The sequence below is a fragment of the Singulisphaera sp. GP187 genome (assembly GCF_900129635.1).
GTDB lineage: Bacteria > Planctomycetota > Planctomycetia > Isosphaerales > Isosphaeraceae > Singulisphaera.
This window is the reverse complement of the sequence record NZ_FSRB01000001.1, coordinates 6,211,487-6,223,597: the sequence shown is the minus strand read 5'-3', so window position 1 is coordinate 6,223,597 and position 12,111 is coordinate 6,211,487. Positions and strand designations below refer to the sequence as shown.

At 64.8% G+C, this 12,111-nt stretch carries 6 protein-coding genes; 1 reads left to right on the top strand and 5 read right to left on the bottom strand.

Features of this window, described 5'->3' with window-relative positions; genetic code table 11:
• Window positions 1-31: 31 nt before the first annotated feature.
• Window positions 32-1,066, top strand: coding sequence for a DUF1559 family PulG-like putative transporter (locus BUS42_RS24375; RefSeq protein ID WP_074310460.1), 1,035 nt, complete (start codon window positions 32-34; stop codon window positions 1,064-1,066).
• Window positions 1,067-1,786: 720 nt separating this feature from the next.
• On the opposite strand, the gene BUS42_RS24365 is transcribed toward BUS42_RS24375, so the two are convergent.
• From BUS42_RS24365 to BUS42_RS24345, 5 genes are all read right to left on the bottom strand, one after another.
• Complete coding sequence (locus BUS42_RS24365) at window positions 1,787-5,320, bottom strand: YhaN family protein (RefSeq protein WP_074310457.1); 3,534 nt, start codon at window positions 5,318-5,320, stop codon at window positions 1,787-1,789.
• Complete coding sequence (locus BUS42_RS24360) at window positions 5,317-6,588, bottom strand: metallophosphoesterase family protein (RefSeq protein WP_074311424.1); 1,272 nt, start codon at window positions 6,586-6,588, stop codon at window positions 5,317-5,319. The genes BUS42_RS24365 and BUS42_RS24360 overlap by 4 nt, the downstream gene beginning before the upstream one ends.
• A gap of 253 nt (window positions 6,589-6,841) precedes the next feature.
• Window positions 6,842-7,849, bottom strand: a complete 1,008-nt coding sequence (locus BUS42_RS24355) for a DUF1559 domain-containing protein (RefSeq protein ID WP_074310456.1) — start codon at window positions 7,847-7,849, stop codon at window positions 6,842-6,844.
• 129 nt (window positions 7,850-7,978) lie between these two features.
• Window positions 7,979-8,440, bottom strand: coding sequence for a hypothetical protein (locus BUS42_RS24350; protein ID WP_074310454.1), 462 nt, complete (start codon window positions 8,438-8,440; stop codon window positions 7,979-7,981).
• A gap of 448 nt (window positions 8,441-8,888) precedes the next feature.
• Window positions 8,889-11,990 (bottom strand): tetratricopeptide repeat protein, encoded by a 3,102-nt coding sequence (locus tag BUS42_RS24345; RefSeq protein WP_254053710.1) that lies wholly within the window; start codon window positions 11,988-11,990, stop codon window positions 8,889-8,891.
• Window positions 11,991-12,111: the final 121 nt, after the last annotated feature.

Here is a 12,111-nt window from a genome sequence, read left to right as displayed (position 1 = left end):
CACAATACAAAAGTTTAAGGACACGCATTTCATGATCCGGCAACGTCGCGGTTTTACTTTGATCGAACTTCTCGTCGTGATCGCGATCATTGCGGTCCTGATTGCCTTGCTGCTTCCCGCGGTGCAGGCCGCGCGTGAAGCGGCCCGACGCGCCCAGTGCACCAACAACCTGAAGCAGGTGGCCTTGGCCATGCACAATTATGAGAGCACCCACGGCCGGCTACCTCCCGGGCGGAAGGGCACGAGCTGGGGCACCTGGGTCATTTTCACGCTTCCTCACCTGGAACAACAAGGCATTTTCAACGCCTTCAATTTCGTGGGTAACAACACCGAAGGCCGAGGCCCTTACGACACCAACTTCCGATTTTTCGGGGCGACCAACGTCACGGTTGCGGCCAGCCGGATCGGCTCGCTCCTCTGCCCGAGCGACGTGATGACAAGTCCCAACGAGCGATCGTTCATCCTGGGCGCGAACACGTTCTACGCCACCCAGCATAACTACGTCGCGAACTTCGGCTCGTCAGTTCTCTTGCAGCCGGCAATCTATCCCATCGGCGCCAATGCCAATGACCCAGGGGCCGTCGCCTACGCCGGAGCGCCGTTCTCCGATATGGGAAGCCCCTTCGTTGACATCGCCTCGGTCAACTTCCCGCCCCCGTCGGGCGGATTGGCCGACTACGCGTTCAGCAGCTTTCTGGACGGCGTTTCCAACACGATGCTCGTTTCGGAAACCGTCATCGGCTTCAATAAAGACTCGCGTGGATTTTCCTGGTGGGGCGATGGTGCCACCTTCGAGACCTACCTGGCCCCCAACAGCCCGGCCCCCGATCGGGTCAACGGCGGTTGCAGCTTCCCTTACCAAAACAACCCGCCTTGCATCCGCCTGAGCACCGACCAGATCCTCGACACCACGTTCGCCGCGCGGAGCCGCCACACCGCCGGAGGCGTCAACACGGCGATCGCCGACGGCTCGGTTCGATTCGTCAAGAATTCGATCAACCTATCCACATGGCGAGCCTTGAGCACGACGAAAGGTGGAGAAATCATCAGCGCTGACGCATTTTAAATCTTTTAGTGTGGGCACGGCCCACCCAAAAGGTTTCACCTCCAAGAACGAAGCCGCTCTTCGATGGTCTCGCGTCCCACTGGCCGCGAATCAGGTCGGGCAATTCGTCTCTCGGAGCGGTTCGATCGCCGAGTCGACCTGGTCATCAGACAAGGGATGAGCACGAGCCGAGCGGGCTCTTTTCCCTTGTCTCAGTAGCCTTTGCACAAGGCCTATCAACGCCATGCATGCGACCGAGACGATCAGGCCATGGGCGAGCATTTCTCGAAACGGCCAGTGGACGATCCTCGGATTCAGCAAAGTGATATTTATATTTGCGGCGAACGGAAATGCCATCCACAAATCGGTTGTACTGGCATCGGATGGTCTCCTGACGAATCGATAAACCACCCAGCCCGCGAATCCGGAAAGCGTGTAGGCGGTCGCGTTCATGATTGCCCGCGAGACGTGACATCCTGGAAAGCCGATGCTGAGGAAGAAGCCCATGCACCACAGGAGGGGAGGAAGCACAAGGGTCATCTGCCGGATTACCGTCCGAGTCGCCGGCGCCGGAAGTGAAGAGGGATTGGCTTTCATGGCGGCTCATTCCCAAGAGATTCCAACGCCTCAGCGAAGCAGGCCAGAGGCACTTCCTCCGTCAATTCTCGTCCCGTTCTCCCCTTCATGAAACGTCCCGGAAACTTCGTAGGTCACGCGTATCGCCGCGGCTGCCCATCAAAACTACGCAGGACGATTCGACGGCAACGTCTGAATGAAGACGACGTCGTCCGGCAAGTGCTTGCGGGCCAGGTCGAACAGGTGTGCATGATGCGTGAAGAAGAGAACCTGCGTTCGTCGTGACAGCTCGGCCAGGGCCCGGAGCGCGGCCAGGGCGCGGCGATCGTCGAAGTTCAGCAGGATGTCGTCCACGATGAATGGGATCGGTTCGTGCGCTTGGAGCCACGACTCGAGGCTGGCCAGCCGAAGCGCCAGGTAGAGCTGGTCGTGCGAGCCGTCGCTCATGCCCTCGACACCGACATGGCGGCCGTCGGCCCGGACACCTTTCAACAAGGCGCGGCCGTCGCCGTCATCATCGATCTGGAGACGGGAGAAGGAGCCGTCGGTCAGGTCGGCAAAGAGCTGGCTGGCGCGGGCGAGAACCGGGCCTTGGCTCTTCTCGCGGTATTTCTCGATCCCTCGGTTGAGCACGGCCGCCGCCAGTTTCAGCTTGGCGTAGAGGATCACGTCGGTTTGGAGCCGAGCCGTGATCGTCTGCGCTTTCTCGGCCGCCTCCGCGGCGCTGTCGCCGCCGTCCATCCGCGCGAGCTCGACGCGTTCGGCGCCTAACGTTTCCTTGACCGTGTGCAACTCCGACTCGAGTGCGGCGACGTCGGCCTCGCGCTGCGCGATCGCCGGCCCGAGATCGTCGGCGTCGGCCTGCTCGACCTGGGAGGCGAACTGGACGAGATCCGCACCGGCACCGAGCGCAATGACCTGGTCCTCGCAGGCACGCAGATCATCCTCGAGCCGGGCGCGATCGCGCGAGCGGCGCTCGGCTTCGGGAAGCTCGTCGGTCGACTCGCAGCCTGCCTCTTGACGGAGCCGGTCGAGCCGCGCGACCACCGCGACCTGTTCGGTCTCGGCCTCGCGAAGCCGCTGGCTCTCGCGATCGCGCTGCTGGATCAAGGTCGTCCGGCGCTGTTCGACGTTCCGCTCCTGCTGGAGCCGCTGAGTCAGCTCTCGAGCTAAGACCGCCGGAGGTTGCTCCTCGAGCTCCAAGCCCACCTGGCCGCGAAGTTTGGCGACTTCGGCGGCGAACTGCTCGGCATCCCGGTCGATGCCGCGGATCCGGCTCTGGAATTCACGGCGCTTGCTCAAGGCCTCGAACAGGCTCTGAATCTCGGTCAGCACGATCTCGGCCTGCTCGGGCGCAGCGTCAGGTTCGAGGCCAATTCGCGCCATCTTGGCCGACCAGTCGAGCCGCCAGCTCGCGAGCTCGTCCTCGGTGGCCTGAAGGCGAAGTTGATCGCGAGCGAGATCGGCGCGTGCCTCGGCGACTTGATTAATGAGAGTCTCTCGGCGACGGCTGGCGCGGTCTTCGCGCTCGAGCACTTCTTCGCCCTGTTCGAGCAAGGCGGCGAGCCCCTCGTGCGGATCGGGGAGCGCGACGCCCAGCCCCCCCATCGCCCGCTCCAGGGCCGCGCGGTGCTCGGCGAGTGAAGCCTCGCACTCCTCGCGAGCGAGCCGGGCATCGCGGGCCTGCTCCTGGCGATGAACCACCTCGGCCCGCTGCCGGAGCCAGGCCCGAAGCTCGGCCGGCTCGGCGGCGGCAACACCCAACGCATCGACCAGTGCTTTCCAGTCAGCGTGAACACGGTCCCGCCGGCCCTCGACGTCGCGTCTCGTTTGAGAACGACCGTCGCGCGAGCTCTGGTGGGCGTCGAGCTGAGCGAGCCACTCCGCCTTGCGGGCCACGCGTTCGGCCTCATGGCGGAGGCGATCGCCCATGGTATCGGCGCGGTGCAAGCTTTGCTCGAAGGCGTCGGCCAGCGTGCGCCCGGGCGCGAACTCGGCCACGAACGCAGCCGATTCCGCGGTGTCGTCCGCGGGGGTGAGCCCGGCAACCCGGATCAACCGCCAGCCCTCGTCACGGCGCTGACGTGCCGCGCGGAGATCGTCCTCGGTCGGCACGTCCTGATGCAGATCGAGGGCCCGCAACTTCGCCTCGAGCTGCTTGACGGACTTCGACTCCGCGTTTTCCTGATCGTCCAGGAGTTGGAGCTCGCGCTCGACGGCCTGCCAGTCGGATTCGAAACGGACGAGCGTGGGCTCGACGGGCACGGCCTGGCGTTCCAGGTCGTCGAGACTACCGGACCAGCCGGGAAGCTGTTCGAGCCCGAGGGCCGCCTGCCGCGTGGCACTGGCGTACGCAGCGCGGGCCTCGGCGTTCCTGGCGTCGAGGTCGCCGGCCTTGCGGGCCGCCCGGACGGCGCGGCGGAGCGAGGCGACGTCACGGGCCTGGCCCAGGCCGGACTGCTCGCGTTCGAGCCGACCGGCCTGATCCTCGTGCTTGGCGATCGCGCTTCGGGTCTCGTCGCGCTGGACGCGGAGGGCGGTGAACCGCTGGCCGAGCGTCCGGATGATCGGCGGTTCATCGGCGCGCAGGTGGAGCTCCTCGGCCGCGTCCAGGTCGCGGGTCCGGCCGAGCTTACCGAGGATTTCGCGGGCCTGGTGCTCGTTCTCGAGCCGCCAGCTCTCGAGCCGAGGGCGGTGTTCGAGCGCCTTTTCCACGGCGCCGAGCTGTTCCTTCAACGCCTCGATCGCATCGGCCGAATCGAGCAGGAGGTGGCGGGGCTCCGTCTCGGCCAGGCGTGCGTCCAGTTCTTCCACGGTGGCGCGGGTCTGCTCGATCGTGCTGACCACCCGGTGGAGCGTCTCTTCCGCCTCGCGGCATTCGCCGCCGAAGGAGTCACGGAGCCGGACGACATCCCCGAGTTGCCCGAATTCGCCCTGGAGGCGGCGGAGGCGGGCGACCTGCGGGATCGCGTCGCGAACCCGGATCATCCGGTTGAGCTCGCGACGCGCGGCGTGGGTCTGCTCGACCAGGCGATTCCCCTGTTCCTGAGCGTCACGCAGGGCCCGGTCGTGCCGCTGCCATTCTTCGCTCGGCAACTGGAACCGCTTGATCTCGTCTTGAGAGACACGGTACTCGGCCAGGGCCTGGTTGATCCGCTGGTTCTGGCCCCTCGGCTTGAACAGGGCGTCGAGCCGCTCCTGGAGCCGCTGCTTGGCCTGGCCGAGACCGGCCAGGCCCGTTCCGGCGGCGAAGAGCAGCTCGCCGAGCCTCCCCTGGCCGGTCTTGATCTCTTCGCCCGCTTGCTTGAGGCGGGCGTGATCGATGCCGAAGAGGTTTTCAAACGTCTCCTGATCGACCCCACCGAGAAACCGGCCGAGCCGTTCGGGCGCGACGGTTGCGGCGTCGTCCAACTCGCGGATCGTATTCTTGTTCCCCTTGCGGCGAACGATCTCGAGGACCTCGCCATCGCTGTGGCGGAGGATCCCCCCCACCCGGAGCTGATCGTAGGGGTGGAGGAAGCCGTCGGTCGTGCGCGTCGGGAAGCCAAAGAGGAGGTGAGACAAGGCCCGGAGCGTCGAGGTCTTCCCCGCCTCGTTCGGCCCGTAGATCAGGTGCAGGCCCTGCTGACCGCCCGAGAGGTCGAGCTCGACCCCCGAGAACGGCCCCACCGCCTTCAGATGGAGTTGTAAAAATCTCATGATTGCGCTCCGCGATCGGGACGGAGCAGCAAGTCGAGCAGGAACGGCTGGACTTCGTCGAGCTGGGCTCGCAACCACTCGGGATCGTTGAGTTGGAGCGGGTCGTGGCCACCGGTCAGGTCGGGCGGCAGCTTCCGCCGCAGCTCGGTCAGTTCCTCACCGAGTGCGGCCAGGGCCTCGGGATCGGCACGAAGCAGGTCAAGCACCTCACGCAGTTCCTCGATCGGCCCGTCGAGCACCGGCATCATTCGGGTGGAGCGGGTCTGAATCTCCACCTTCTCGACCCAGAGCCGATCCACGCCACGCTCCAGGGCCAGGTTGCGAACCTCGGCCACATAGCGCTCCGGATCCGCATGGAGCCGGTCGTGCAGCGTCGAGGCCCCATGAATCACCACGCGGACCGCCAGCAGGCGGTCCGCGTCGGTCTCGGCCTGGAGGAGATCATCGAAAACAGCCGCCACCTTGTCGAGCAAGTCCGCCTCGGTGTCGAGATCCGAGGCATCGACCCGGCCACGTTCCCAGCGCACGACGTCGAGCCGGTGAAACGTGTGGGCGACGCCGTTCCCAGGCTCGAGGGTCGCCAACAAGCAGCCCTTTTCACCGGTTTCCCGAATGTGCCGGCCTTGCGTATTGCCGGGGAAGACGACCAAGGGGTCAAGGCAAGGGTTGCCTCGCGTGTGGATATGACCCAACGCCCAGTAGTCGTAACCGCGTTCGCGGAGGTCTTCCACGGTGCAGGGGGCGTAGCGTTCGTGCCCCTCCAGCCCGGTCAGCCCGGTATGGAGCAAGCCGATGTTCACCCAGCCGGGCACGGGGTCAGGATAGCCGGCCGCAAGGTTTTCGGTCACCGCGGCCCGCGCAAAGCTCTGCCCGTGGATCGCCACGTCGAACTGGTCGAGCCGGACCGTCTCGGCCCGGTCGGAACCGAGCACACGCACGTTATCGGGGAGCCGCAAGGCCCGGGTCATCTTGTTCGCGGCGTCGTGGTTGCCCGCAATGATGAAGACCGGGATGTTCGCTTCGCGCAGCCGGTTGAGCTGGCCGACGAGGTAGAGACCCGTGTTGTAGTCCCGCCAGTCGCCGTCGTAAAGGTCGCCCGCGATCAGCAAGAAATCCACCCGACGATCGACCGTCAGTTGAATCAGCCGCTCGAAGGCGCGGCGGGTGGCCCCTCGGATCCGATCCACGGGCGCATGCTCGTAGCGTTCGAGCCCCCGGAGCGGACTATCAAGGTGGATGTCGGCGGCGTGGATAAAGGTGATCGACATGATCTCGGCAAGGCGTGACCGGGACTCGAGCAGGGGTGTCCACAGCCTCGCATCTTCCCAGAAAGCGGCGAGCACTGACAAGGCAGCCTCGAGCAATCCCTGGCCAATCCCGCCGTCGGCACGAGAAACCCGATAAAATCGCGCAACCAACCCGCGTGCGGATGGCTCGCCAACGAAAAAATGCCGCCCTTGCCGGTCCCGGAGGGGTTGGCAACGGCGGCATGGTCGCAAGTCAAGCGCGAGGGCGGTTCGCTCAATACTGATCGGAGCTGACGATTTCACCGCCGGCGCGGGTCACGAGGTTGGCGAAGATCCGGATGCTCACGGTCTCTTTGATGAACTTGACCGAGCCGTCGCCGAACACGAAGTTGGCCCCACCGGGGTGGAATCCGTAAGCCTCGCCCGACCCCTCGGAGCCGTAGTAGGAGTAGGGGAAGGTCTGCGAGCCGATGTCTTCACCGTTGGTGCAATTCAGCGGGCAAGGGCCCGGGATCACCGAGCCGTCCTGGCTCGAGCCGTCGACACTGAAGTCACTCGCCGGGCGGCACCAGCCACCGGCGTTCGAGCGGTTGGTCAGAAGATTGCTACCAGCTTGCTTCCCCCCCTTGCGATACACATAGGGCCGACTGGCGGACTCGGCGATGGCGATCGTGTTCGACAAGCCATCGGTCACGTCCGCGAGCCGTGACTTGACGTTTTTGGGGAGCAGGCCGGTCCAGGGGCCAATCGTGGTGGTGTCGCCGGCCGCGCCGACCAGGCCCAGGCCCGGCGTTCCGAGTCTCCGATCGATGCCGATCGTCGGCGAGTAATGGGTCACCGCCGCCACGTTCGCGGCGTAGACACTGGGCGGCTGGGGATCGCCGTCGAGCACGTCGCCCTGCTGAGCGGAGGGGCAGAGGAAAACGTTCACCTTGTTGCGGACGCTGGTCGTGTTTTCAAGACCGCTCCAGTTCAACGTCTGGTTATACGCGTTGTAGACGTTAGTCTGTTCAAAGTAGGGAAGCATGAACGTCAGCCCGGCAATTCGCGGGAGGGTGGTCACCCCGCTCGGCCGATCGCTCGACGGGAGGTTCAAGTTGACGTCATGGAAGTTATGCAGCGCGATGCCGAGCTGCTTCATGTTATTCACGCACTGGGAGCGGCGGGCCGCCTCTCGCGCGGCCTGCACGGCGGGCAGCAGCAGGGCGATCAGGACGGCGATGATCGCAATCACCACCAACAACTCGATCAAAGTGAAACCACGGCGTATGCGAATTTTCATGAGAACCTCTCGCGATCTGTGTGAGTGAATCCGTCAGCGAATGACGTCAAAGTGCCAACATTTCAAGGCATTCGCAAATTTACCGGAGCAGCAATCAACGACTCCGGCAATCTTGCAACCGTCGTCGCGTTATTTGGTGATGGTGAGCGGCTCGAGCTCATTGGGGGCTTCCGCCACCTTGATCTTCCAGCGCGAGTTCTCGCGATTCGCGTAGCTCTTGGGGATCAGGTCGGGGCCCGCCTTATAATCCTTCCCGCTCTTGATGATCTTGTTCCACTGGATCGTGGCGGTGTACTCACCGGAGGGTGCGCCGTCATCCGCGTCGTAGGTCGTCAAGCTGAAGGAACCATCCGGTTTGACTTTGGCCGACGGGCGCAGCTCCGACTCGCCGCCTGCCTTCGCCGGGTAGAAGACGATGAGCGCCCCTTCCGGGACCTCGCCCGCAACGCTCACCTTCCCCTTGACGGGGAACACCGGGACATGCCCATCGTCCTGAGAACATCCCGTGACCAGCATCGCCAGCCCCACGCCACAGAGCGGGACAAACTGCTTCGCGATTCGCCAGGGGGAAAACTTCAAACGTAGGCACATCGGTTCCACTCCACATCACTCCGTTCGATCGACCTTAGACAACCGCGCCGGACGAGCGTCTCGCTCCCGGCAACGCCCTCTCGGACTCGTCACGCCAAGGTGATCCGCACCACTCAGCCAGACCGACGCGGCCCCAAGCGAATCAGGCACGCATCCTTGACTGAGGTGTGATTTTCATGATCCTGATCGTTTTAGTCAAGTACAAATTCGACTAAACGAGTCGACATTGTGAATTTTTTTCCGACCAAGGAGCGGCATTTTTGGATTATCCTGCTGACCAGGCCGAAATTTGGCCTGAATTCCGCCAAAACAGCGAGCTCTCGGAGGGCGCGCGCGACCGCGGCCTTGGGGCGGATCCGCTTCGAGAAGGGGAATCCGCACCAAGGCCGCGGTTCAGAAGTCAGGAGCGAGCGAGGGGGTGCCGGCCTTGGGATCCGAACGCCGCCGATCAGTGGTCGCGGGCGCGCAAGTGGCTGTCGGCGATCACCCGCCACCACAAGAAGGATTGCCCTTTCTCGGCCGCCTGTTCCCAATAGGGCTTCGCTTTCTCGTGCTGCTTGGCCCCCGCATAGTAGGCGGCGACGACGAGGGCCGGACCAATCCGACCCGCCGACGGCGTTTCCTCGATCAGCGTATCGACGCCCTTCTGGTCGAGTGCGTCCGGATCCCCCTTGGCGATCGCCTCGCGAATCTTGGCCAGGATCGCCGTGAACTTGGGGGAGGCGGTTTTGTACTGGTCGATGAACTGCTCCGCGCTGGTGTCGAGCAGCTTCTGATCGCCCGCCAGTCCGGCCGCGGTGAAGAGGGTCACGCAGGCGACTTGATGGCCGGACGTGTTATCCGATTCCGCCTTGATCAACTGCTGAAGTGAGTCGAACGTCTTGCCAGGCTCACCTTTGGCAATCAAGAGCGAGGCACGCTGGACCACGACCTGATCCTCGGCTCGATCGCCCGTGCGGTTCAGGACCGCGAGCGTGAAGTCACACGCCTCTTTCAGGTGGCCGTGGCCAGTCCGCACACAGAAATCGAGCCAGTCGTAGGCGGAGGTGTGCGGATAACGCTCGGCGCGGGCATAGGCCCACTTCTCGGCGTCATCCCAATCCTCCTGACCCTCCGCGCATTTCTGAGCGGTTTGCATCGCCCAGCCGGCCCACGTCTCGGCCGCGGCATCGGCGTACGGTCGTGCCTCATCGAACCGTCCCTTGGCCATCAAGGCCTCGGCGATCTCGACCCGGACCTTGGCATGATCGAGGCCATGATCTTCTTCTTTCGCGAGATAATCATCGAGAATCGCGATCCAGCGGGCCTCGTTCCCCAGCGCCTTGGCTCGATTCGCGAGCAGCCGGTAAGCCCAGGGGTCGGGCGAGAGCTCGATGTACCGCTTCAAGAGCACCTCGGCCTCCTCCATCCGATCCAGCTTGTCGTAGCGGCGGGCCAAAGCGCCGATCAGGCTCGGGTGATCGCCGACCTGCTTGCGCCAGCCGTCCACCTTTTTCTCGGCCTCATCCCACGCGTACTCGACCAGCATCGCCATGGCATAGGCGGAGTTCGGGCTGACCGAAAGCAGCTTGTGCGCGTAGTCAGCGGCCCGTGACTCCCGGAAGTAGAGGAGCGACTGCGAGAGGTCGCGGGCGTTCCAATCGCTAAGGAGCACCGAGACCCCGAAGAGGCTCGTAATCGTCCCAGGGGGCATGTTGGCGGTCATCTTGCGTTGCAACGCCGCGGAGTTCGGCCCGAGGTCGGTCGTGTCGAGCTTCTCGCCAAAGGCGATCAACGAGGCGCGGTCGTTTGCGCCTGGGACGTACGTCTCGAGGAACGGGCGAAACCGGTGTTCTGCGACGAGCGGACGCGCTTCGACCCAATACTCGCCGGTCGGCACCCTCCAGAGATTCGCCATGAAGTCGAGCCGACGATAGGTGCAAACGAACCGGGTCTCGCGGATCATCCGCGCCAGGGCTCCCCAGGAGGGTTCCGCTCGATCGAGGCTCGGGTCCGCGGCGGCATCCAGGGCCCGCGTCAGCGCGACTTCGTCCTGATCGTCTTGGACCGTCTTGCGGACGGCGGCGGGCACGCCGGGCAAGTCGGCAATCCGCCCCGGAATGACCTCGTCGAGAACTTGGGGGGCCGCGGTGGTGGCACCATGGAGGTTCGCGACCCCGCTCACCTCGCACAAGGCGTCATGGGCGCGGAAACATTCGGGGTTGGCAACGATCGCCTCGCGGGCCGCGCAGAGGGCGACGTCGGTGTTCGACGGATGCTCGACCGTCATGACGTAGAGGAGGGCACCGAGCTCGGCCACGGAACCGTTGCGGAGCTTGGCGAGCTTCTCCGCGTCGTAGTGGCAGTGGGCGTCGACGAGCTCGACCCAGGGCGGGGGAGCGGGCCGCAACGCTTCCGCCATCCCTTTGGCAAAACGAGTCGCCGCCTCAAGGTCGTCGAGCGCCTCGATGTGGACTCCGGCCATGGCCGCGGCATAGGCCCGGTTCCAACGGGCCACGGGCGCGCCCGGCCTGGCCGCCACGTCGCGCTGGGCGTAGAGCATACCACGAGCCTTGTAAGCTTGCCCCGCGGCGTCCCATTGGAACTCGGTTAGCACGCCGAGGTTGGCGTAGCCACGTGCCAGGCCGTGCAGTCGCCAAGGCGATGAGCCATCGGTTCGGATCGTCTCGTGGAGTTGCCGGACCGCCGCGAACTGCGACACGAACGACATCTTCAAGAGTTGCTCCTCCAGACCGGCGGGGAGCCGGCCGTCCCCCTTCTTGGGAACCGCCTTGCCCTTGACCCCGACCTTGGTGAGAACCTCCGGCAGCCCGTCACGCGCAGCGACCTCGGCATTCTTGACGAGGGTCGGGTAGTCGTTGAGTTTCTCGCTATCACGGAGCGTGCGTTCGAAGAGGATCTCGCGGTTCTCACCTTGGCCGCGGCTCAGACGGAGCGACGTTTTCTCACGTGGGCAAAGCACCGCGACCTCAATCACGGTCGTCGGTTGCCCGTTCGGCGCGGGGTCACCGATCGAGGCGTCGCGCACCGGCACGTTCAGCGCTTCCCGCGCGGCGAGCAAGAGCGCCTGCCGCACAATCTCACGGGCAAGCCGGCTGTGGTTCCCATAATATCCCGCGCGGAACTCGGTCATCCTCCCGGGCTCGGTCAGAAAGACGATCGTCTCGCCCCCCGGTTGGTTGGCAAACACCTGCAACTCACAACGCTCCGAGGGGTCCTCCGCGGCGGGAACAGGAGCGGGAGCAGCCGCCCCCTGATCCTGCTCCGCGGCTCCGCCCACCCGCGGAAGGAGGGCGAGCAGCCAGTCCGCCTCGCGAAGCGATTGCGCGATCGAATAACCGGCGGCCGACACGACCAACAACAACGTGGCGAGGACCACACGCTTGAACCCAGAGCGTCGCCCCCCCGAATTCCGGCTCGGCCCCGCGCGCAACAAGGCAGGTGGAACCCCCTCGTCCGGTCGCGGGCCGTCCGACCGCTCCTCCTCAGATCCAGGCTCGGGAAACGACGAATCGTGGGAATCGGGATTGCCCCGCTGATCGCTCGACATGGCCGGCACTCCAGGAACGGCCCGCGCGTTGGGGGGAGGTCGCTTGAACGCGACCGCGAAAGGCCTTGCTTGCGTCAATGAATCGCCCGTGCGCCCAAGCGTACACTCGAGATTCATTGAA